The organism is Massilia sp. W12 (assembly GCF_037300705.1).
Classification (GTDB): domain Bacteria; phylum Pseudomonadota; class Gammaproteobacteria; order Burkholderiales; family Burkholderiaceae_D; genus JACPVY01.
Genome location: NZ_CP147776.1, coordinates 3,117,355 through 3,138,996, shown reverse-complemented (window position 1 = coordinate 3,138,996; position 21,642 = coordinate 3,117,355). Strand labels below are relative to the sequence as shown.

At 56.8% G+C, this 21,642-nt stretch carries 16 protein-coding genes and 1 pseudogene; 9 read left to right on the top strand and 8 right to left on the bottom strand.

Annotation, left to right across the window (positions count from 1 at the left end):
- Positions 1–125: 125 nt before the first annotated feature.
- The 3 genes and pseudogenes from V8J88_RS12455 to V8J88_RS12445 form a co-directional block, all read left to right on the top strand.
- Positions 126–1,211 (top strand): hypothetical protein, encoded by a 1,086-nt coding sequence (locus tag V8J88_RS12455; protein WP_338844453.1) that lies wholly within the window; start codon positions 126–128, stop codon positions 1,209–1,211.
- Between the two features lie 119 nt (positions 1,212–1,330).
- Positions 1,331–1,543: a hypothetical protein gene (locus V8J88_RS12450; RefSeq protein WP_338844452.1), complete on the top strand. Its 213-nt coding sequence runs from the start codon at positions 1,331–1,333 to the stop codon at positions 1,541–1,543.
- A gap of 51 nt (positions 1,544–1,594) precedes the next feature.
- Positions 1,595–1,738, top strand: a pseudogene (locus V8J88_RS12445) (transposase); the annotation flags it as partial.
- A gap of 187 nt (positions 1,739–1,925) precedes the next feature.
- On the opposite strand, the gene V8J88_RS12440 reads toward V8J88_RS12445, so the two are convergent.
- On the bottom strand, positions 1,926–2,810 hold the full coding sequence (locus V8J88_RS12440) for a hypothetical protein (protein WP_338844451.1): 885 nt from the start codon (positions 2,808–2,810) through the stop codon (positions 1,926–1,928).
- A gap of 499 nt (positions 2,811–3,309) precedes the next feature.
- Here V8J88_RS12440 and flhB point away from each other — a divergent pair, with 499 nt between their 5' ends.
- The 4 genes from flhB (at position 3,310) to V8J88_RS12420 (ending at position 9,918) form a co-directional block, all read left to right on the top strand.
- Positions 3,310–4,473 carry a flagellar biosynthesis protein FlhB gene (gene flhB / locus V8J88_RS12435; RefSeq protein WP_338844450.1) on the top strand — a complete coding sequence of 388 codons (1,164 nt, stop codon included), beginning with the start codon at positions 3,310–3,312 and terminating at the stop codon, positions 4,471–4,473.
- 12 nt (positions 4,474–4,485) lie between these two features.
- Complete coding sequence (gene flhA, locus V8J88_RS12430) at positions 4,486–6,576, top strand: flagellar biosynthesis protein FlhA (RefSeq protein ID WP_338844449.1); 2,091 nt, start codon at positions 4,486–4,488, stop codon at positions 6,574–6,576.
- Between the two features lie 90 nt (positions 6,577–6,666).
- Complete coding sequence (locus tag V8J88_RS12425) at positions 6,667–9,003, top strand: response regulator (protein WP_338844448.1); 2,337 nt, start codon at positions 6,667–6,669, stop codon at positions 9,001–9,003.
- Between the two features lie 126 nt (positions 9,004–9,129).
- The gene (locus V8J88_RS12420) at positions 9,130–9,918 is read left to right on the top strand and encodes a hypothetical protein (RefSeq protein ID WP_338844447.1); all 789 of its coding nucleotides are present in this window, start codon (positions 9,130–9,132) and stop codon (positions 9,916–9,918) included.
- A gap of 63 nt (positions 9,919–9,981) precedes the next feature.
- On the opposite strand, the gene V8J88_RS12415 is transcribed toward V8J88_RS12420, so the two are convergent.
- The 4 genes from V8J88_RS12415 to hppD form a co-directional block, all read right to left on the bottom strand.
- Positions 9,982–11,589 carry a M64 family metallopeptidase gene (locus V8J88_RS12415; RefSeq protein ID WP_338844446.1) on the bottom strand — a complete coding sequence of 536 codons (1,608 nt, stop codon included), beginning with the start codon at positions 11,587–11,589 and terminating at the stop codon, positions 9,982–9,984.
- 504 nt (positions 11,590–12,093) lie between these two features.
- Positions 12,094–13,698, bottom strand: a complete 1,605-nt coding sequence (locus tag V8J88_RS12410) for a M64 family metallopeptidase (RefSeq protein ID WP_338844445.1) — start codon at positions 13,696–13,698, stop codon at positions 12,094–12,096.
- Between the two features lie 451 nt (positions 13,699–14,149).
- A complete protein-coding gene (locus V8J88_RS12405) occupies positions 14,150–14,686 on the bottom strand; it encodes a VOC family protein (RefSeq protein ID WP_338849880.1) in 537 nt (178 codons plus the stop codon).
- 22 nt (positions 14,687–14,708) lie between these two features.
- Positions 14,709–15,737, bottom strand: coding sequence for a 4-hydroxyphenylpyruvate dioxygenase (gene hppD, locus V8J88_RS12400; protein WP_338844444.1), 1,029 nt, complete (start codon positions 15,735–15,737; stop codon positions 14,709–14,711).
- Between the two features lie 130 nt (positions 15,738–15,867).
- Here hppD and V8J88_RS12395 point away from each other — a divergent pair, with 130 nt between their 5' ends.
- A complete protein-coding gene (locus V8J88_RS12395) occupies positions 15,868–16,737 on the top strand; it encodes a LysR family transcriptional regulator (protein WP_338844443.1) in 870 nt (289 codons plus the stop codon).
- Between the two features lie 203 nt (positions 16,738–16,940).
- Here V8J88_RS12395 and groL read toward each other — a convergent pair whose 3' ends face one another.
- The 3 genes from groL to V8J88_RS12380 all read right to left on the bottom strand — a co-directional run bounded on the left by groL (position 16,941) and on the right by V8J88_RS12380 (position 20,999).
- Positions 16,941–18,587, bottom strand: a complete 1,647-nt coding sequence (gene groL, locus V8J88_RS12390) for a chaperonin GroEL (RefSeq protein WP_338844442.1) — start codon at positions 18,585–18,587, stop codon at positions 16,941–16,943.
- A 59-nt stretch (positions 18,588–18,646) separates the two neighbouring features.
- The gene (gene groES, locus V8J88_RS12385; protein ID WP_338844441.1) at positions 18,647–18,937 is read right to left on the bottom strand and encodes a co-chaperone GroES; all 291 of its coding nucleotides are present in this window, start codon (positions 18,935–18,937) and stop codon (positions 18,647–18,649) included.
- 340 nt (positions 18,938–19,277) lie between these two features.
- A complete protein-coding gene (locus tag V8J88_RS12380) occupies positions 19,278–20,999 on the bottom strand; it encodes a DUF4157 domain-containing protein (RefSeq protein ID WP_338844440.1) in 1,722 nt (573 codons plus the stop codon).
- 236 nt (positions 21,000–21,235) lie between these two features.
- On the opposite strand from V8J88_RS12380, the gene V8J88_RS12375 reads away from it, so the two are divergent.
- Entirely contained in the window at positions 21,236–21,544 is a 309-nt protein-coding gene (locus V8J88_RS12375; RefSeq protein ID WP_338844439.1) for a hypothetical protein, read from the top strand.
- The last annotated feature ends 98 nt before the right edge of the window (positions 21,545–21,642 follow it).

Genomic DNA, 21,642 nt, shown 5'->3' with positions numbered 1-21,642 from the left:
CGCGTCGTCAGCTTCAAGCACGTCAATCAGGCGCCGTTGTTCCGGCGCCGCAATCCAGCAGCGCAAGCAATACCGCAATCCCGCCACGGCGGACTATCAAAGACGGACAGAAAGGGAGACTGAGCATGCACAGCAGACCGGAGCAACAAGATCACAGCCTATGGCGCCCGCTGCGGGTGTTGGCGGCATTGCTGCTGCTCTTGCATTCCCTGACTGCGCAAGCGCATGTGAAATGGTTTGCCCCCTACGACATCGCCAAGCCGCCGCTGCCGATCGGCGAAGTGCTGACCGAAACCTTTATGTGGTTTTTTGGCGGCTCCATCGTGTTTATCTTCGGATTTTTCATGGTTGACCGCTATGCCTTGCGCAAAGGCTATCTGGCCAAGTTTCAGGAAAAAATCAAAATCCGCGACGCCGAATCGATCGATATCATGCGTCTGGCAATCGGTATTTTCTTTATTTTGTTGTGGGCGCATGGGATTTTCATCAAGATCCCGGTATTCCTGACCCCCGATCTGGTGACGCACTCACAACTGATCCCCTGGCTCCAGCTGGCGATCGGGATTTGCGCCTTTTTTGACCGCACCGTGGTGCTGGTCGGCTTTGGCATTGCCGGCCTGTATATCGGCGGGGTGGCGCAATATGGCATTTTTCACATGACCGACTATATGATCTTCATCGGCATGGCGTATTTTTTCATGGTCTGTTCCGTGACCCGCTGGCGCTGGAAAAAAACCGGCTTCGTGATTTTGTACAAGGGCGCCGGCATCACCCTGATGTGGGCCTCGATTGAGAAATTCGGCTATCCGCACTGGACTTACCCGATGTTGCAAGACAATCCCGGTATGTTGATGGGCATGACCCCGTACAACTACATGCTGCTGGCCGGTTTTATTGAATTTGCGATTTCCTTTGTGATGATTTCTTCCGCCTCGGTGCTGGCGCGCAAGGTGGCGGCGGGTTTGCAGGCGGTGTTTATCCTGGCGATTTTGAAATTCGGCCCGATTGACGCCCTGGGCCATTTGATGATCATCGTGATTTTATTCATCCTCTTCATGCGCGGCCCAACCGATCGCATCCGCGCCACCATGGTCTTGCGTGAAAAAGCGATCTGGGTTGATGCCGGCTTCATGACTGCGCTGTACACCTTCGCCCTGGTGTTTTTCTTTATCTGGTATTACGGTTTCCACTTCTATTACTATGGATGGTGAGTGCGCCAAGGCGGCTTTGAAGCGCAGCCGCCCAGCCGCCGCACCGGGCTCAGATTGTGTGGCGACAAACCCGGATCGGTATGTCGCCACACAATCATCTGCAAGACAGCCGGCAAGGCATGGAAATGCTGACGTTCAGACGCTTTCTGCGCAGCTTCCTTTCTCACACAATTCATGATTTGGCGCTGATGATTGATCGCATGCGCGCGCAACGCGAGCCTTTGCCCAGCGCGGGGATTGTTGATAGCCAATCGGTGAAAGCGCCGGGCGCAAGTGAACAGGGTATGACGCAGACAAGAAGATCAATGGTCGAGAACGGCATATTGACGTAGATGCCAATCGCCGCCTGTATTGAAGGAGCAAGTCGGCTTTGATTACAAGCTCGCCGCAGGGGCGTTGAGCGCTCCATCGCGTGGCTGATGCGCTATCGCCGTCTGGCGCGTGACTACGAGCGCCGGATTGATGTTTCTGAAGGGATGATTTACCTCGCCATGGCTTCGACTTACTTGAGGAGAATGTTGCCGTAGAATTATTAAACAGTTTTTTGTGAAGTACGCCTGGATGGACGGAAAAATGAAGAGTTGTGCGCGGACAGAAATGTGTGCCGTCCTCGACGTTAGCGGTTAGCGGGCCTGGAAGCGTGGCGGCCCCCTGAGCGTAGCGCTTGAAGGGAGGCTGCGCCTCCCTTTTTGCAAACTGCGGCGTCAGGCCAGTTTATTTAGCCAGATTCGCCACGTCATTGCGCATCACAGAAATAATCCCACCCCAGTTGCCGCTGGCGTAGTGATTATGATTTTCGCCATCATCGCGGAAAGACACGCTGTGCCGGTTCCACTTGGTCGAGCCGCCTTCATTGCTGGCAGTGCCCAGCGTCAAATCATTCGAGAACCAGTCAGACGGATTGCCCAGCGAGCGGCCCGAGCTGCCGGCGATGCCGCCGGAAGAGTGGTAGGACACCGCCTCATCATCCTGCCCCGGCAGCAAACCGGAATACAGGGTGCCCTTGGCGCCGGCATACATATAGAACCAGACGTTTTGCGTATTGTTGTGGTCATACATGGCGCGCGCGGTGGTGGTTTTCAGATCTTTCACCAGCGGTTCGCTCAGCGCCCAGGAACCATAATCAGCCAATTCAGAGCCGCCCGCCGCGCTGCCGGCGGCGCGCACCCATTTGATATTCCAACCGGTTTGCGTGCCGCCATCGCTGTTGCCGCATTGGCCGGCGCTATTCGGCGTGGCGTTTTTCTTATAGCGTGCGCTGGCGCCATATTGCGCCAGGGTGTAACCCAGCATCATTTGGCCTGCGCTGTGGGTGGCGATATAACACCAGTTGCTGCCGGTGCAAAAACAGTCCAGCGCGTCACGGATTTTGCCGCTTTGGCTGGAGATATTGTTATAGCCGTCCCAGTTTACCGATTTCTTATTTACCCCGGCGGCAGTGGCGCCCGGCCCCCAGTAGTTCCAGCTGTTGTAATTACCGACTGCGCCGCCGCCGGTGCGGCCATTAATCCATAAAGTGTAATTCGTGGCATTGGCGGCGCCTGCGGCTAACAAACAAAGCAGCATCGCGCTGCGGCTCAATTGGGCAATACGCATCATGAACTCTCCGTGTTGGCTGGCAGCTTGCCGGGCTTGGAAAGCGTGCTGAAAAAGCGGCAGGGCGGGTCGGATGCGCCGTTTCTGGCGTCAATAGCCTGCGCTATAGACGTGGCAAAACCGGCAAAATCTCTCTTGCAATGCTGATTTTTCGTGACGATTCTCTACCCCGGCAGACTGCCCGGGTTTGCGGCGCTGCTGGCGCGCGCATGGGTGGGCTGGTGTATGAATCGTAATTTTCCTGTGGGAAGTTGTCAACAAAAAATAGAGCAAGCGCTCGACATATCATGAGAATTTGATATGTTTCCAAAATGCATTCTTTTTGTGAATATCACCCGGCGCATCGTTTTTTACTTAATAAATACAGCTGTCTATGCCCCGGTATGTGATGCCGATCCCTCAACCCGGCTAAAAGCAGGGGATTTCACCATCTGTTCGCGGCATGCCTTTGCCATGCGGCAATTGATAATCCAGGCATCAAACCAGGAAAAGCGGGGGATGCATGGCTGAAGACAGCGAAGCCGAAAAGACCGAACCAGCCAGTGAGCGAAGGCTGGAACAGGCGCGTGAAGAAGGCGATGTGCCGCGTTCGCGTGAAATCGGCACCTTCGCGATTTTGATGACAGCCGGCTTGACCCTGTGGGCGACCGGGCCGGGCATGGCGCGCGCGCTGTCGCACAATCTGGCCTCTGGCATGCGGTTTACCCGCGAGCAGGCGTTTCACCCCGACATCCTGATGATGCGGCTGGCCACCGACCTGGTTCCGGTGCTGCTGGCAATGGCGCCGCTGGCGCTGGCGGTATTGATTGTCGCCGCCGCTTCGCCGCTGGTGATCGGCGGCTGGCTGTTTTCCGCCAAAGCCTTGCAACCGGACTTTATGCGCTTAAGCCCCTTGCGCGGCCTGGGCAATATGTTTTCCAAGAACGCCATGGTCGAATTGATCAAGGCGATTTTGAAAACCGTGCTGGTGGGGGCGGTGGCCTGGGGCGTGATCGCATTTGAAAAAGACGCGGTGTTCGCGCTGGCTTTGCAGCCGGTGCGCGAAGCCAGTCTGCACACCCTGGACTTGCTCTTGATGACGTTTTTATTTGTCGCCGGGGCGCTGGGTTTGATCGCTGTGATTGATGGCCCGTATCAAGTTTGGCATTACGCCGAAAAGCTGAAGATGACGCGCCAGGAAGTGATTCAGGAATCGAAGGAATCCGACGGTAATCCGCAAATCAAGGCCAAGATCCGGTCTATGCAGCGTGAAATGGCGCGCCGCCGCATGATGGCGGCAGTGCCCAGCGCGGATGTGGTGGTGACCAACCCGACCCACTTTGCGGTGGCCTTGAAATATGTGGATGGCAAAATGCGCGCGCCGCAAGTGGTGGCCAAGGGTGCAGACGAGGTGGCGGCCAAGATCCGCGAATTGGCGCAAGAAAACAAGGTGGCGATTCTGGAAGCGCCGCCGCTTGCGCGCGCGCTCTACAAACACGCCGACATCGGCGATGAAATTCCCCAGGCTTTATATACCGCCGTGGCCGAAGTGCTGGCCTATGTGTTCCAGCTGCGGATGTATCAAAAAGGCGAGGGCGAACGTCCGCAAGCCCCGCGTGAGTTGGATGTGCCGCCAGAGATGGACCCCCTGCAAGCGACAGGTCAGCCGCCTGCCGCACCCGCATGAACGAGGTGAAGAATGGATAAAATCAAACTGCCCCCCTGGTTGCAAGGCGCACTGCAGAAAGCGGCAAGCGCGCGCGGCGCGGCAGCGCCGATACTGATCATCATGCTGCTGGCGATGATGGTCTTGCCCTTGCCGCCAATGGCCTTGGACATGTTGTTCAGCTTCAATATTGCGCTTTCGATCATCGTTTTGCTCACCAGCTTATATACAGTCAAACCGCTGGATTTCATGGCGTTTCCGGCGATTTTGCTGATCAGCACCATGTTGCGTTTGTCCTTGAATGTGGCCTCCACCCGCGTCGTGCTGTCAGAGGGGCATACCGGCCCTGATGCGGCGGGCAAGGTGATTGAATCCTTCGGTCATTTTTTGATTGGCGGTAATTTCACCGTCGGCGTTGTGGTGTTCATCATCCTCACCATTATCAACTTCACCGTCGTGACCAAGGGCGCCGGCCGGATCGCGGAAGTCGGCGCGCGTTTTGCTTTGGATGCGATGCCGGGTAAGCAAATGGCGATTGACGCCGATTTGAACGCCGGCTTGATCGGCGAACAGGAAGCGCGCCGCCGCCGTCTGGAAGTGGGACAGGAGGCGGAATTTTACGGGGCCATGGACGGCGCCAGTAAATATGTGCGCGGCGATGCGATTGCCGGCATTGTGATTACCCTGATCAATGTGATCGGCGGTTTGCTGGTCGGTATGCTGCAGCATGATATGGGCTTTTCTGAAGCCATGAAAAATTACACCTTGCTGGCGATTGGCGATGGCCTGGTGGCGCAGATTCCCTCGCTGGTGATTTCCACCGCCGCCGGTATTATCGTCTCGCGGGTGGCGAGTGAGCAGGATATCGGCTCGCAAGTCGTGCAGCAATTATTCGCCAAGCCGCAAGTGCTGGCGATCACTGCCGGTATTTTATTCAGTATGGGCCTGATTCCCGGCATGCCGAATCTGCCGTTTTTGCTGCTGGGCGGCATGTTGGGCGGGGCGGCCTGGTTCTTGATGCGCAAACCGAAAGCGCAGCCAGTCGAGCCGGAACCGGAATTGCCGCCGGCGCCGATCGAATCGGAAGAAGCCAGCTGGCAGGATATTCAGCCGGTCGATACGCTCGGGCTGGAAGTCGGCTACCGTCTGATTCCGCTGGTGGATCGCGCCCAGGGCGGCGAATTGCTCAAACGGATCAAGGGTATACGCAAAAAATTCGCACAGGAAGTCGGCTTTCTGGCGCCGCCGGTGCACATCCGCGACAATCTGGAGCTGCGTCCCTCGGCCTACCGCATCACCTTGAAAGGGGTGGAGATCGGCGGCGGCGAAGCGCACAATGGCCAGTTTTTGGCGATCAATCCCGGCATGGTCAGCGGCAGCTTGCCGGGACTTGTCACCAGCGATCCGGCCTTTGGCCTGCCGGCGATCTGGATCGACGCCTCCTTGCGTGAACAGGCGCAAACCATGGGCTATACCGTGGTTGACGCCGGCACCGTGGTGGCGACCCATATGAACCACCTGATCACCACCCACGCCGCCGATTTGCTGGGCCGGCTGGAAGTGCAGCAATTGCTTGATCATCTGGCCAAAGAATCGCCCAAACTGGTGGAAGACCTGGTGCCGCGCGTGATTCCGCTCACCACCTTGCAAAAAGTGTTGCAAAACCTGCTCACCGAAGGGGTGCACATCCGCGATATGCACACCATCATTGAAACCCTGGCCGAATATGCGCCCGGCATGCATGATCCGGGCGAGTTGACCAGTCTGGTGCGCATTGCCCTGGGCCGCGCGATTGTGCAGCAACTCTTCCCGCAAGGGCAGGAGTTGAGTGTGATGGCCCTGGATAACCGCTTGGAACGCCTGTTGATGCAGGCTTTGCAAAATGGCGGCGACGGCGTCGGCCTGGAGCCGGGACTGGCTGACACTATTACGCAACAGGCGGCATTGGCGGCGCAGCAACAGGAACAAATGGGTCTGACCCCGGTTTTACTGGCCCCGGCCCCCTTGCGCATGCTGCTGGCGCGCTTTTTACGCCGTGCGCTGCCGCAGCTGCGCGTACTCTCGCATGCGGAAATTCCGGAAAACAAAACCATCCGCGTGACCGGCCTGGTTGGCGCTTCCTGACTTGCACAAGGAGCAGCGCATGGTATAGTTGCTGGGCTGTAAGCCGCACAGTTTTAAGGATGCGAACCCAACTGAAAGCACAGCCCGCCCATGATCCAAGCGCCACGCACACGCAGTCTGGACCGACTTGCCCTGATACTGGCTTTTTGCCTGCTGCTGATTCCAGCTGCGCTGGCCTTGTCGCTCGGCGTATGGTGTGGCGCGGAATGCGGCTGGATGCTGGTGATTGCGCAATTTTTACTCAGCTTTGTGCTGCTGATCGGTTTTTTGGTCTTGAACCGGCGCTGGCGTTTGCGCTTGCGCCAGATTTATCAGCAGGCGCGCGAGCTGCCTTCCAGCAGCGAATGGCGCGAGGAACAGGCGCGCAATCTGCTTTTGCAAGAAGAAATCAATAAGCTGCAGGGCCAATTGCAGGCGCTGCAACATGAATCCCAAAACAGCGCGCTGCAATTACAGGAAGCACAGGCGCAACGCAGCCGCGCGCAACAGGCGAATCTGGCCAAAACCGCATTTTTGACCAGCATGAGCCATGACATCCGCATTCCACTCACCGGCGTGCTGGGCATGACCGATATGTTGCTCGGCACAGAGCTGGATGCGCAACAGCGCGAATTTGCCGGCGTGATTCAGGATTCCGGCCAGGCCCTGATGCAACTGGTGGATGGCATCCTGGATTTTTCCAATATCGAAGCCGGCCAATTGAAGTTGCACCAAGACAGTTTTTCCCCCCTGATCTTAATTGAAGGCGTGATCGACTTGCTGGCCCCGCGCGCCAGCGAAAAAGGCTTGTCCCTGTGTTGCGCCATAGACCCGGAATTGCCGCCCTATGTCAGCGGCGACGCCGGCCGCATCCGCCAAATCATCATGAATCTGGCCAGCAATGCCCTGCAATACACCCAGGCCGGCTTTGTGCAACTCAGCGCCTATGTGCTTGGGCTGCAGGAGGGCGCGGTCAACATACGTTTTTGCGTGCAGGACAGCGGGCCGGGCTTGAGCGAAGCGGCGGCGCAACAGATCTTGCAAATGCCGGGCCAGACCCTGCCGCAGGTGGAAGCAGAGCGGCAGCCGGGGCTGGGCTTGCAGATTTGTCTGCGGCTGGCCGAATTGATGGGCGCCCGGCTTGGCATCGAAAGCCAAGCCGGCAATGGCGCCATGTTTTGGCTGGAAATCTGCCTGCCGCAAAGCGCAGCGCCGGACAGCGCTGAAGCGCAGCCGCTGTTATGGGCCGGCTTAACCCAACAAGTGCAAGCCCGTTTGCAAGACGCCAGCGTGCTCTTAGTGCATGACCATGAGCAGGAAAGCGCGGCGATGTGCGCGATTTTGCGCAGCGCAGGCTGCCGTGTGCTGCATGCCAAACAGGCCTTGAACGCACTCGAAATCAGCCAGGGCAGAGACGATATTGCGCTGGTGATTATCGGCTTGAACTTACCCGACATGGCCGGCAATGCCCTGGCCCTGGCCCTGTCCACCATCCGCCCGCAATTGCGCCAGATCTTGCTGGCCTCGCCATTTGATTTGCGCGCCGCCGCCAGTCTGCCGCATTTTGAAAGCTTCCATGCGCCGCTGGCGCTGCCGGTCAAGCCGCGCAGCCTGCTGCAAGCGGCCCTGCTGGCCTTTGGCATTTCCTCGCATCCGCCGCTGCAAGCGCACAGCGCACCGCCGGCAGCGCCTGCCGAGCAGCCCGGCGCACCGCATTTGCTGCTGGTGGAAGACAATGAAATCAATCAAAAACTGGCCCTGATTTTATTGCGCAAAATGGGCTTTGAAGTCAGCCTGGCGCAACATGGCGAGCAGGCCCTGCAACTCTGGCGCGAGGGCGGGATAGATTTGATTTTGATGGATTGTGAAATGCCTGTGATGGATGGCTTTGCCGCCACCGCCGCCATTCGCAGCCAGGAAGCGCCGGGCGCGCGCATCCCGATTGTGGCGATGACTGCGAATGCCCTGGCCGGCGACCGCGAACGCTGCCTGGCCGCCGGCATGGACGATTATGTTTCCAAACCTATCCAGCCGGAGGCGCTGTTGCAGGCGGTCAAACGCCATTTGCCGGAGCCGGATGTCAGCGCGCCGCGCAATCTGGCCGCCGAAGAAGCCGCCGCCGTGGTCGATTTGACCTTGCTGACGGATATTTGCGGCGATGATATCGAAACAATTTTCGCCTTCCTTGATCAATACCTGGTCTCCACCGTCAAATTGCTCAATGATATGGGACAGTCGATTTTGCATGCAGACTGGCCGCGACTGCGCGCCCTGAACCATGAGTTGACCGGCACCTCGGCCAATCTGGGGGTGCGTTTAATCCATGCCCTGACCAATGGCATGAGCCAGGCATGCCGCGATGAAGACAGCACACGGGCATCGGCGATTCAACAACAAATGCTGTTGGCGTTGGACGACGTGCGCATCTTTGTGCGCAATCGGGGGTGATGCGGCATTTTTTTCCATGCTGCAAAAAAGAACTGTGCACCTGTGCGGCTTCTCGCTACACTGCAAAAAAAGCCATCTTTTTACAGGGAGAAACAGATGGGCATCCAGCATGCTGGAAAAAAAATAATGCAGGGCTTATTTCCGCTTGTGTTGAGTCTGTCATGCAGCCATGCGCAAGCCGCCTGCAGCAAGCCGCTGCAGGCCCCGGTGGCGCCGATTTCCTATTCCGTGATCGTGCAGGGTGCGCATATCAGCGGCGTGTATATTGATATTTTGCGCGCACTGAAAAACTGCGAAGTGGTATTTACCCCCACCCCGCGCGCGCGCGCCGAAGCGCTGTTTGAATCCGGCAAAGCTGATTTGCTGTTTCCCGCCACCAAGACGCCCAAGCGCGACGAATATGGCGTGTTTGTGCCGCTGGTGGCGGCGCGCGCCACCATCATCAGCCCGCATGTCAAACTCGGCAGTTTGCAAGCGGTTCTGGAGCAAAAGAATCTGCGGGCAGGCTTGGTGCGCGGCTTTGACTATGGCGCGGCGTATCAGGAATTCCTCAAAAATATGGAAAAACAGGGCCGTCTGACGCTGGAATCCGACACCGTGAATGTGGCGCGTCTGATGCAGGCCGGCTTGATCGACTTGACCGTCATGGCGCCTTCCATCTTCGTGCCGGTGGTCAGCACCGATATCCGCAGCACCCCCTTATTGGACAAATTGCAATTCACCCCGGCGCAGGAATTGCCCTGGGGCGAAAGCGGCATCTATATCTCAAAAACCATGGTGAATGCGCAGGATATGCGCTATTTGCAGGAAGGCTTGCAAAACCTGGTGCAATCCGGCCAGGTGTGGCGCAGTTTTTTGCAGTATTACAAACCGGATGTGCTGGAAGGCTCGATCAAACCGCGCCACAAACCATAAAAGCTGTTTGCTGAATATGACAAGGCCCGCAATGCGGGCCTTGTGCTGGAAATGCCGTGCGGCTTATTTCGGATTGGTGTAGCTGTAGTTCAGTGTGTAAGTCCCGCTTCCGCTATACGAATGGATTTCCGCATAGTAATAGCCGGCTGCCGCAGTGTAGCTGATGCTTTCCGCCGAAGTCGGGCCATCGCTGCCGGCCACCTTGCTCCAGCCGCTGGCGGTGTACTTGTACAGCGCCAGATCAAAATCCGTACCGGACGGCCCGCTCAGTTTCAAATTGATCACCCCGGCCCCAGCCTGGAAATAGCCGGGCGATGCGCTCGGCGCATAGGCTTTGGCGCCGGCAGTCAGATTGCCGCTCTGGGTTTTGCTGGTGGTCGTGCCGCCGCCCGGATCTGTGCCGCCGGAATATTTCGCAAACACCTTCGCCACCAGGCTTTCATTCACCGCATGCCAGGGCTGACCCAGGGCGCGCATACGCGAATTTTCCGTCGGACGGTATTTGCCGGCGGTGCAATACTGCGCACCCTGGAAGGCGCCCACCGTACCGTTCGGATATTGTCCGGCTTGGGTCGGCACTGCCGTGCCGGCGGCGATCTGGCTGCCCCATTTCACGCTGCGCGTGCCGACCCGCGAGACATTCCCTTCCGTCGGTTCGCTGGACGCATCGCATGTCCCGTAGTCATACTCATCGGCCAGTGCAAACGCAGTGTGGCCGATTTCATGCAAGGCCACTTCGATTGAGGAAGAATGCATCGACAAAGTGGCGACCTGGCCGCCGGAACCGCCATAACGGGTCGAATTGGAAACCACAATCAAGACATCGCGCTGGTCCGGCGCCAGCACCGAGGCAGCCGTGTTAATCGTCTTGGTGTTATTCACGCACAGCAGGCGCTCCATGTTGTAGCAACCGAATTCGCCATCCAGCGCGGTATCCTTATAAATCCCCTTATCAATTTCATCCACCCCGGATTGATTGCTGGGCACATCCACCCGGCGCACATTGATCTTGTTTTTATTCGCAGCAAACAAGGGATCAGCCAGGAAGCCATCAATGATTTTCTTGGCGTCTGCCTGCCATTTGCTCATTTCCGCAGCGGTATAGCCATCGCCGATAAACACATAATCCATGCGGGTCGCCGCCGGCCCGGATTCATACACCGTGGTCGCCGTCACCCCGGCCAGCAGATTCTTCTTGCTCTGGCTCTTGCTCAGCAACTGTTGCAGGGCTTTGCGGTCCATCTTGTGCAACGCGCCTGAGGCCAGCTGATTGCCCTTGACTTGCGGCAGCACTTCAACCGAGGCCACCCGCGCATCAAACGGCAGCGACACTTCAAACAAGCCGCTGCGCTGCGTCACTTTCTGCGCATGCGCGATCTGTCCGCTTCCCGGATCAAAGCTTTCCGCCACCCAGTCGCGCCCGCTGCGCACATTTACCTGATGCAGAATTTTGCCCTTGGCGTCTTTCGCCACCACGCGCCATTTTTCGCCATGCGCCTCATTGCCCGTGTCAGGGGTCAGACCAAAGGTTCCGGTTTCGGCGTGTTGTGCGGCAAAGCTGAGGCCATTACGCCCCTCCTCATAGCCCAGACGCACAGAGATATTGTCAGCCAGCGCGAGGCCGGCGGCGGCTTGCAGGGCAAGCGCCAATACAGGTGTCAGCAGTTTCATGTGTCTCTCTCTATTCTCATTGGATTGCCTGGTTTTTATTGTGGCAATCCGGCTTTTCCGATCCGCGCCCGGCTTTGCAAAACACCCTGACCGGCGTTGGGGCGCCGGCCCTGCATGATGCAGATTTGTGCAATGCAAGAAGCAGAGCACAGGCTTTGGTTCAATGCAGCTTATCAAAACTGCAAGGAAATAATAGCATTCAGCCTTTGAAAATAATCAACTTTTCTTTGCGCTTTTGGCGGATTTAATTTTGTTTAGCCAGGCGTTAGGCGATGATGGGGCGGGAAAGTCCGCGACTGGCCAAATTTATGCAGATATATTGTTAATATTTCATTTTAATTTTTCCATTTCTCACTATGAGAAGAGAAAAATGACTATGCAGAATTCCGCATTCAGATTGAAGAATGGCGCGGCTTGGGACAGAGACTGGCCGGCGCCAGTGCGCGGGGCGGGACAGAGGAGAGCGGGGCGGCGCCGGACGAAGCCGGCGCCGCAAGAATGCATTTACTTCGGTGTTGGATAGCTGTAATTCAGGGTGTAAGTCCCGCTGCCGGAATACGACTTGACTTCGATATAGTAGTAACCGGCGGCCGCGTTATAGCTGATGGTTTCGCTGGAAGTCGGGCCGGTGCTGCTGGCCACCTTCAGCCAGCCATTGCTGCCGGACTTGTACAGCGCAAGTTCAAAATCGGCATTCGCCGGGCCGCTCAATTTCAGATTGATGGTTCCAGCCCCGCTTTGGATATAACCCGGTGTCGCCGATGGCGCATACGCAATCCCGCCATTGCTCAAGCTGCCGCTTTGCGTTTTGCTGGTGGTCGTGCCGCCCGGCGGTGTGCTGCCGGCATACTTCGCAAACACCTTGGCCACCAGCGATTCATTCACCGCATGCCAGGGATAGCCCAGGGTGCGCATACGTGAATTTTCGGTCGGGCGATATTTCCCGGCGCGGCAATATTGGCCGCCCTGGAACACCCCCACCGTGCCATTCGCATACTGTCCGGCCTGGGTCGGCACGGCGGTATTGGCGGCGATCTGGCTGCCCCATTTCACACTGCGCGAGCTGACGCGCGAGACATTCCCTTCGCTCGGCTCACTGGCGCTATTGCATGTGCCGTAATCATATTCATCCGCCAGAGCGAACGCGGTATGGCCGATTTCATGCAAGGCCACTTCGATCGAGGAAGCGTGCATCGACAGCGTGGCGACCTGGCCGCCCGAACCGCCATAACGGGTCGAGTTAGAGACCACGATCAGCACATCGCGCTGATCCGGCGCCAGCACTGAGGCGACCGTGTTAATGGTCTTGCTGTTATTCACGCACAGCAGGCGCTCAATGTTGTAACAACCGAATTCGCCATCCAGCGCGGTGTCTTTGTAAATCCCCTTGTCGATCTCATCGACGCCGGATTGATTGCTGACCACATCCACCCGGCGCACATTGATTTTGCCTTTATTCGCAGCAAACAAGGGGTCAGCCAGAAAGCCATCGATAATTTTTTTCGCGTCACTTCTCCACTTGCTCATTTCCGCAGCGGTGTAGCCGTCGCCAATAAAAACATAATCCATGCGGCCGGCCGCCGGGCCGGACTCATACACCGTGGTGGCGCTGGCGGAAGCCGCCAGATTTTTCCGGCTCAGACTCTTGTTCAATAATTGCTGCAAGGCATTTCTGTCCATCCGGTGCAGCGGCGTTGCAGCCAATTGATTGCCCTTGACTTGCGGCAGCACTTCAACCGAGGCCACCCGCGCATCGAAAGGCAGCGACACTTCAAACAAGCCGCTGCGCTGCGTCACTTTTTGCGCGTGCGTGATGTGCCCGCTGTGCGGATCAAAACTTTCCGCCACCCAGTCGCGCCCGCTGCGCACATTCACCTGATGCACAATATTGCCCTTGGCGTCTTTCGCCACCACGCGCCATTTCTCGCCATGCGCCTCTGCCCCCATGTCCGGGCTTAGGCCAAAAGCGCCGCGCTCAGCATATTGCGGCGCGAAATGCAAGCCGCTGCGGCCTTCTTCATAGCCCAAACGCAGGGAAATATTTTCAGCCAGCGCAAAGCCGGCGGCGGCATGCAGGGCAAGCGCCAGGATCGGGGGCAACAGTCTCATGGGTCTCTCTCTATTGTGTAAGTTGGGCCGGTTTGCAGCACGCCGGCGGGAAGCCGGTCAACGGCCATGCTTGATGCTGATTTAGGCAAAGGCAAGTGAATCTGCCTGCTTGCTGCAAGTGTTGAATTGCTAAAGCAACATGGCAAATAATAGCATTATTGCAAATAAAATTGCAAATTTTTTATCTGCGGATGTTACGGATTTAAGAACAAATGAAGTTGTGTTAAAAGAGATTGGGTGAAGATAGAAGAAAATAGATGGGAAATACTTCAATATATTATGGATATTTCATCACTGTATCGCCAGTTTGTCAGAATGAAGGATGCTTGTAATTATGCAAAAATCGTCATCTGATGCGGCGTGGCGGGAGTGCCTGCGGAGAGCAAAAAAACGGCCAGGACAGGCCTGGCCGGAATTTTTTTGAGGAGAGAGACAGCGCAGCTGCGCCTGATTATTGTGAGAATTCCTTTTCATGCAGCCAGGCCGCATGTTTTACGGTGCGCTTGGAGGCTGTCCAGTCGGCCAGCATTTGGGGCGCGATTTCCTTCATTCTACGCAAGACTTCCGGCGTGGTGGTGTCCGCCGCCAGCTCGATGCGATGCCCGTTCGGGTCCAGAAAATAGATAGACTGGAACAGCTCGTGATTGGTCGGGCCGGTCACCTCAATTCCGGCGGCCTCCAGCTTTTCCTTGGCCGCCAGCAGGGTCGGCATATCCTGCACCTTGAACGCGATATGCTGCACCCAGGCCGGGGTATTGCCGTCGCGCCCCATGCGCGGTGAATTCGGCAACTCGAAAAAAGCCAGCACATTGCCATTGCCGGCGTCTAAAAACACATGCATATACGGATCCGGCTCCTTGGTGGAAGGCACGCGGTCTTCCGAAATCGCCAGCAAAAATTCCATATCCAGCATGTTTTGGTAAAACTCCACCGTCTCGCGCGTATCGTGGCAGCGGTAGGCAACGTGATGAACGCCTTGCAACATAATCTTCTCCTGTTCTGAGTCCGGTTTAAATCACGCCACGGCGTTCCTGGTCTTTTTCAATCGAGCGGAACAAGGCGCCGAAATTGCCTTCGCCAAACGAAAGATTGTTTTCGCGCTGAATGATCTCAATGAAAATCGGGCCGATGATGTTTTTCGTGAAAATCTGCAGCAAATAGCCATCCGCATCGCCATCCACCAGCACTTGATGTTGCGCAATGCGGGCGCGGTCTTCTTTCACGTCCGGCACGCGCACAAACACATCTTCATAATATTCCGGGTCGATATCCAGGGTTTCAATCGACGAGCCGTTTAATTGATCCAGCGAGGCCAGAATATCGCGCGTGAGGAAGGCCAGATGCTGCACGCCGGGGCCGTTGTACTCGCGCAGATATTCCGCAATCTGGTCTTGCTCATTCTTGGGCTGATTGATCGGGATGCAAAAACTGCCATCCGGCGAGCGCAGCGCAAAGCTGGTCAAACCGGTTTTCACGCCCTGAATATCGAAGTAACGCACTTCCGTAAAGCCGAAAATCTCTTTGTAAAATGCGGCCCATTTGTCCTGCTCGCCAAACGGCACATTATTGGTCAAGTGATCCACACACAGAAAACCCTTGTCCGGCTGAATCAGGGGCTGCTCCAGCGCAACAAAATCACGCTCATAAATACTGCGGCCATCGGCGGGCGCTTCAATGAAGTAAATCAAACTCTCGCCAATCCCGTACACCGCCGGATAAGGGTGGTCTTTATCCGCATCCGCCACCGCCCGCGCACCGCGCGCCACCGCAGTTTCCAGCGCAAACTGCGCATCTTCCACGCGCCAGCCCATGGCGCAAATCGACGGCCCGTGCTGCTTGGCGAAGCTGGCCGAAAAGCCTTGCTTGTCGTGATTAATCAGAAAGTGGATGTCATTTTGGCGGTAGTAGCTGATGTCTTTATGCGCATGGCGGCGCAGGCGCGAAAAGCCGAATTCCCAAAACAGATTTTCCAGTGCGAGATTGCTTTGACCGCAAAACTCAGTGAATTCGATACCGCGCAGTTTGACCGGATTGTGCATGAATCTGCTCCTCATTATTGTGTTGTGCCTGACAGCAGGCTGATATGCGCACTATAGCCAAGTCAGAAGAACAAAAAAAGCGTAAGATTTTGATGAATTTAATCAAAAACTTTGATCATGTGAGGCGGCAATGACAATCGACCTGGAAGCCCTGGCGGCCTTGGATATGGTGGTGCGCGAAGGCGGCTTTGCGCGCGCCGCGCAGCGTCTGCATAAAGTGCAATCGGCGGTCAGCTATCAGGTGGCGAAGCTGGAGCAGCAATTAGGCGTCGCCTTGCTCGACCGCAGCGGCTACCGCGTCAGCCTGACCGATGCCGGCGCCGGCATCTTGCAAGAGGGGCGCAAGCTTTTGCAGCAAGCCGGGCAATTGCAAGCCTTGGCTGCACAATACCGTCAGGGCTGGGAGGCGCACTTGCTCTTGATCGTGGACGGCATCTTGCCCTTGGAAAAAGTGTTACTGGCGCTAAAAGCTCTCAGTGCAGAAGGGGCGCCGACCAAGGTGCAAGTCAAGATTGAGTTTTTGCGCGGCGTGCAGCAACGCTTTGAAAAAGAAAATGCGGATATGATGATCGTCAAAGACTTTCAGCAAAAGCCGGAATTACACTGCCGCGCGCTGGATGAAATCGAATGCATTTTATGCGTCAGCCCGGCCCACGCCCTGGCCGCGCAAGAGCAGGTCAGCCTGAGCCAATTGCAGGAACACACCGAGCTGACGATTCAGGATTCCAGCGACAGCGGCAATGATCAGCATATGTTCGGCAGTGAGCGCGCGTTTTTTCTGTCCGGTTTTGTCGCAAAAAAACAGGCGCTCCTGATGGGCATGGGCTATGGCTGGATGCCGCAATTTCTGGTGCAGGAAGAATTGGCGCAAGGGGCCTTGCGCGAGGTGAAATATGAAGGCGGCTCGCGTTACCGCTTCACCCCGCAACTGGTGCAGGCGCGCGCCCGGCCACTCGGGCGCGCCGGCCAAAGGCTGTTGGAATTGCTGGGCGGCTTGTGAGCGGGTGTGAAAGACGGCGCAGCAAGGTTCTTTGTGCAGCAGGGTTTGGCGCCTGAGCCGGATGATTACATCATGTCCATGCCGCCACCCATTGCCGGGTCCGGTTTGTCTCACCGTTTTTTTCCGGCGGCAAGATGAAAAAAACCCGCAACTTGCGTTGCGGGTTTTTTGTGCAGCGGGGTTTGTTGCGCAGATGGACGATATTACATCATGTCCATGCCGCCCATGCCGCCCATACCGCCCATGCCGCCACCCATTGCCGGGGCCGGCTTGTCTTCCGGCAGCTCAGCCACCATGCAATCGGTGGTCAGCATCAGACCAGCGATGGAAGCAGCGTTTTGCAGTGCGGAGCGGGTCACTTTGGCCGGATCCAGCACGCCCATTTCCACCATGTCGCCATAGGTGCCATTGGCAGCGTTGTAACCGAAGTTGCCAGCGCCTTCCAGCACCTTGGCCACCACCACGGACGGCTCATCGCCAGCGTTTTGCACGATCATGCGCAGCGGCTCTTCCATCGCGCGCAGCACGATGCGGATGCCGGCTTCCTGGTCAGAGTTGTCACCCTTGACGCTCAGGTTGGCGCGGGCGCGCAGCAGGGCCACGCCGCCGCCAGGCACAATGCCTTCTTCCACCGCAGCGCGGGTAGCGTGCAGCGCGTCTTCCACGCGGGCTTTCTTTTCTTTCATTTCGACTTCGGTGGCGGCGCCAACCTTGATCACTGCCACACCGCCGGCCAGCTTGGCCACGCGCTCTTGCAGTTTTTCACGGTCGTAGTCGGAAGTCGCTTCTTCGATTTGCACGCGCACTTGCTTGACGCGGGCTTCGATCGCGGCGGATTGGCCGGCGCCGTCGATCACGGTGGTGTTTTCTTTGCCGATTTCCACGCGCTTGGCTTGGCCCAGATCAGCCAGAGTGGCTTTTTCCAGGGTCAGGCCGACTTCTTCAGCGATCACTTGGCCGCCGGTCAGGATAGCGATATCTTCCAGCATGGCTTTGCGACGGTCGCCAAAGCCCGGGGCCTTGACTGCGCACACTTTCAGCACGCCACGGATATTGTTCACCACCAGAGTCGCCAGCGCTTCGCCTTCGATATCTTCAGCGATGATCAACAGCGGACGGCCAGCCTTGGCCACTTGTTCCAACACCGGCAGCAGATCGCGGATGCTGGAGATTTTCTTGTCGCACAGCAGGATGAACGGATTGTCCTGAATCACCACTTGCTTGTCCGGATTGTTGATGAAGTACGGCGACAGATAGCCACGGTCGAACTGCATGCCTTCCACGATATCCAGCTCGTCGTTCAAGGACTTGCCGTCTTCCACGGTGATCACGCCTTCTTTGCCGACTTTTTCCATCGCTTCAGCGATGCGGTCGCCGATGGAAGAATCGCTGTTAGCGGAGATCGAGCCGACTTGTGCGATTTCTTTGCTGGTGGTGCAGGGCTTGGCGATCTTTTTCAGTTCAGCCACGGTGGCGGTCACAGCCTTGTCGATGCCGCGCTTGAGATCCATCGGGTTCATGCCGGCGGCCACATATTTCATGCCTTCGCGCACGATGGCTTGCGCCAGCACGGTAGCGGTGGTGGTGCCGTCGCCGGCGTTGTCGCTGGTCTTGGAAGCAACTTCCTTCACCATTTGCGCGCCCATGTTCATGAGCTTGTCTTTGAGTTCGATTTCCTTGGCCACGGACACACCGTCCTTGGTCACGGTCGGGGCGCCGTAGGAACGCTCCAGCACAACGTTGCGGCCTTTCGGGCCCAGGGTCACTTTAACGGCGTTGGCCAGAATGTTGACGCCTTCCACCATTTTGGAACGGGCGGAATCGCCGAAAACTACGTCTTTAGCTGCCATGGTATTACTCCTGTTTCAATTCTTTAAGAGAGGATGTGAATGCGTAATCAGCAAAGCGATTAACGCTCAACAACAGCCATGATGTCTTCTTCGCGCATCACCAGCAGTTCGTTGCCATCCACTTTCACGGTTTGGCCGGAATATTTGCCGAACAGCACGCGGTCACCGACTTTGACTTCGAGTGCGCGCACTTTGCCGTCTTCCAGCACTTTGCCGTTGCCCACGGCCAGCACTTCACCTTGATCCGGTTTTTCTGCATGGGCGTCAGGGATGATGATGCCGGATGCGGTTTTGGTTTCCTGATCGAGACGCTTGACGATAACGCGATCGTGCAAAGGGCGAAGGTTCATACAAAAACTCCTTAATTCAGTTGTGTTTGCGTTTGATAACAATGTGTGCATATCAAACATGCACGCTGCGGGAAGAAAATGTTGCCTCTAACGCCATGAAATCGGAAATATTGACCCGGATTCAGGCTGTTGTTAGCACTCTCCCCTGACGAGTGCTGATTATATGGACGGCTTTGGGGGTTTTCAAGTCGAACGCGCAAGAATTTTTGCGGGAGTTGTAAAAAATGTTGCGATGCGAGAGGTGATGCCGGCAAGCCGCATGGGCGCCGCATGTTTTTTGGCGCGCCGCGATGGATTTGGCGTATCTCGGCAGGCGTCTGGATTAAAGCCGGGCGCCGTCTCAATACACTTGAAACAGCGCGCCCCTGCCGCTTGGGCTGCGCAGTTGCAGCCAAGCCTGAAAGAAGCGTTGCGGGGATGAGCTGAACGCGCCGCCGCTGGAATCGTTGGCGTCAACTTGCCCGGCCTGGGCATTGTGCTCACTCACCAGATTGGTTTTGTAAATCGCAAACAAGCCTTGCGGTTTTTCAACCATGGCCGCGCCGCCATCACTGCCGCTGCGCGCCATTATCTGCCTGGCTTCTTCCAGCGAGTGGGCATAGGCGATAAATCCTGTGACGCGGATTTTGTCGCCAAAGCGCACGATGGAGTTATCCACTTCAGCTAAAAACTCACCGTTTTGCAATAAAGCCGACTGGACTTTGGCTTCAATCCCGCCTTGATTGGCCAGGATGGTGAGCCCGACTTCGCTCACCCCGCCGTCGCTCAGCAAATCAGCTTGCGCTGGATAGCCGCCGGTGTGTATGCCCTTATTATTTTGGCTGGTGTGCTGGCGTATGCCTTGTTTCAATGCTTCCAGCGATTCCGCTTCGAGTTGAAATGGCGGCAGACTGCCCTGATCCGAGACAAACCAGGCCCCGCGCTGCAAGCGGCCAAGCAAAAATGCGTGCGGTGTGAATACGCCTTCGCCGCGTTGATTCAGCGCGCCGCGCGAAAACCAGCTGACTTGGGCGATTTGACCGGGGCGCAAGGCGGACAGCGGCTTTAATAATTCATCAAAGGAAACGCGCCGGCCCGGGTCACTGATGCCTGGCGCATCCATGCCCAGCTTTTTTTGCAAAGAGCGTTGACCGCCCAATTTGATGCCTTCAGTGTGTTCTTCCTTTTGCAAGGCATACAAAGCCTGGCCCAGATATTCATAGTCGGCTTGATCAAATTTGCCATCAGCGCTTTGCGCCTGATTGCGCAATTCCTGCAAAACCGGGTAAATCTTTTTTAATTTATCGAATTCTGCTTGCAGTCTATTTGTATTCCCGCCCAGTTGCTGCGTCTTATTTAGCTGCCGCTGGAGCGTACTGAGTTGTTGAGTGATGTCCAGCAGCACATTGTTTAATGCGGCAATCAGCAAAGTGTTGGGAGCATTCGGATTTTTGCGCTCACGGTCCCAGATCAGCAGGGCAGTCACCAGGGAGGCAGCGCCGCAGGAATTATTGCGGCTGCCTTCGCTGTTTTGGCTGAAGCCGGGTAATTCCTCGCATTGCGCCAGGCGCGCAATCATGCGTGTGTTGCTGCGATGACGGATGCGCGCCGGCTTGGCGTGTGGCGGCCACTTTGATCCGGCCAGCTGTTGCGCCGCCAGATTGGCTTCCGCTTCACCGGCGTGCGCTATGCCGGGCGCACTTGATGTGAGATCAGTATGCGGCGCGTTGCTTTGTTGAATCACATGCGCCAATTCATGCGCCAGCAATTGTTGCCCGCGCATCTGTTGCGGCGCAAATTGGCCGCTGTTGAACACAATATGATTGCCAAAGGTGTAGGCATGGGCTTGCAGCGCCTGCGCCGAGCGCGCCGCATCGGCGCCGCTGTGCACCCGCACCTGGCTGAAATCGTGCTGGAAATACTGTTCCATCTCACACCTGATTGCCAAATCCAGCGGCTGCGCCGCCGATTGCAAACCCAACTGCAGTTTGTGCGCCTGCTGAGCCGAATGTGCAGACTGTGGCGTTTTCAATGTGGCGGCGGGGGCGAGAGCGGCGCGGTCCGGCTGTGCAAAGGCGTGCATGGCAAGCGTCCTGTTTGCAAAAGTGAAGGATGAGCGCTACTGTAGCGCAGCATCAAGCGCTTCAGCAATCCCATTTGGCGGACTGGGATGAATCCAGGCTCTGCGCTGGATTACAGCATGGGGCGGTTCTGCTGCACGCATGCTGTTAATATGCGCCAGCTTCTTGCCGTATCGCTTCAGCATGGCGCTCCCCCGGCTTGTCAGCGTGAGCACACTTTTGGATGAAAAGGTTTGCGATGCGTCTCAATAACAATTTGCCGCACATGATCCGTTCACCATTGCGCATCCTTTTCTATCTGTTTGCCGGCTGGATCATCATCCGTTTCGTCAGCAACAGCGGCGCCATGCTGTTGCCGCCGGACATCAATAAAATCCTCAATTTGCAGGCCGATTCCTTCACTTTGATAGAAGAAAGCGGTGAGCGCTCGCATTTCACCCGGATGCCGGCCTTGAAAAATGAATCGGAAGCGGAAGAAAAAAACAGCGCCGATGAGCGCGGGACGGAGAAGCGGGAGGGCGAAGATGGCAGGGCAGGGGGGGGCTGAGCGGGATAAGGCGAATGAAACTTGGATTGCGCCAAGCCGCATGAAAGGTATGCAGACGACTTGGCCATGGCACGGGTCTCCGGGGTGGTTTTAACTTG

Excerpts from the sequence above, each read along its gene's own strand:
- V8J88_RS12455 (WP_338844453.1), top strand. The coding sequence starts at position 126 with ATGCACAGCAGACCGGAGCAACAAGATCACAGCCTATGGCGCCCGCTG.
- V8J88_RS12450 (WP_338844452.1), top strand. The coding sequence starts at position 1,331 with ATGGAAATGCTGACGTTCAGACGCTTTCTGCGCAGCTTCCTTTCTCAC.
- V8J88_RS12440 (WP_338844451.1), bottom strand. The coding sequence starts at position 2,810 with ATGATGCGTATTGCCCAATTGAGCCGCAGCGCGATGCTGCTTTGTTTG.
- flhB (WP_338844450.1), top strand. The coding sequence starts at position 3,310 with ATGGCTGAAGACAGCGAAGCCGAAAAGACCGAACCAGCCAGTGAGCGA.
- flhA (WP_338844449.1), top strand. The coding sequence starts at position 4,486 with ATGGATAAAATCAAACTGCCCCCCTGGTTGCAAGGCGCACTGCAGAAA.
- V8J88_RS12425 (WP_338844448.1), top strand. The coding sequence starts at position 6,667 with ATGATCCAAGCGCCACGCACACGCAGTCTGGACCGACTTGCCCTGATA.
- V8J88_RS12420 (WP_338844447.1), top strand. The coding sequence starts at position 9,130 with ATGCAGGGCTTATTTCCGCTTGTGTTGAGTCTGTCATGCAGCCATGCG.
- V8J88_RS12415 (WP_338844446.1), bottom strand. The coding sequence starts at position 11,589 with ATGAAACTGCTGACACCTGTATTGGCGCTTGCCCTGCAAGCCGCCGCC.
- V8J88_RS12410 (WP_338844445.1), bottom strand. The coding sequence starts at position 13,698 with ATGAGACTGTTGCCCCCGATCCTGGCGCTTGCCCTGCATGCCGCCGCC.
- hppD (WP_338844444.1), bottom strand. The coding sequence starts at position 15,737 with ATGCACAATCCGGTCAAACTGCGCGGTATCGAATTCACTGAGTTTTGC.
- V8J88_RS12395 (WP_338844443.1), top strand. The coding sequence starts at position 15,868 with ATGACAATCGACCTGGAAGCCCTGGCGGCCTTGGATATGGTGGTGCGC.
- groL (WP_338844442.1), bottom strand. The coding sequence starts at position 18,587 with ATGGCAGCTAAAGACGTAGTTTTCGGCGATTCCGCCCGTTCCAAAATG.
- groES (WP_338844441.1), bottom strand. The coding sequence starts at position 18,937 with ATGAACCTTCGCCCTTTGCACGATCGCGTTATCGTCAAGCGTCTCGAT.
- V8J88_RS12380 (WP_338844440.1), bottom strand. The coding sequence starts at position 20,999 with ATGCACGCCTTTGCACAGCCGGACCGCGCCGCTCTCGCCCCCGCCGCC.
- V8J88_RS12375 (WP_338844439.1), top strand. The coding sequence starts at position 21,236 with ATGCGTCTCAATAACAATTTGCCGCACATGATCCGTTCACCATTGCGC.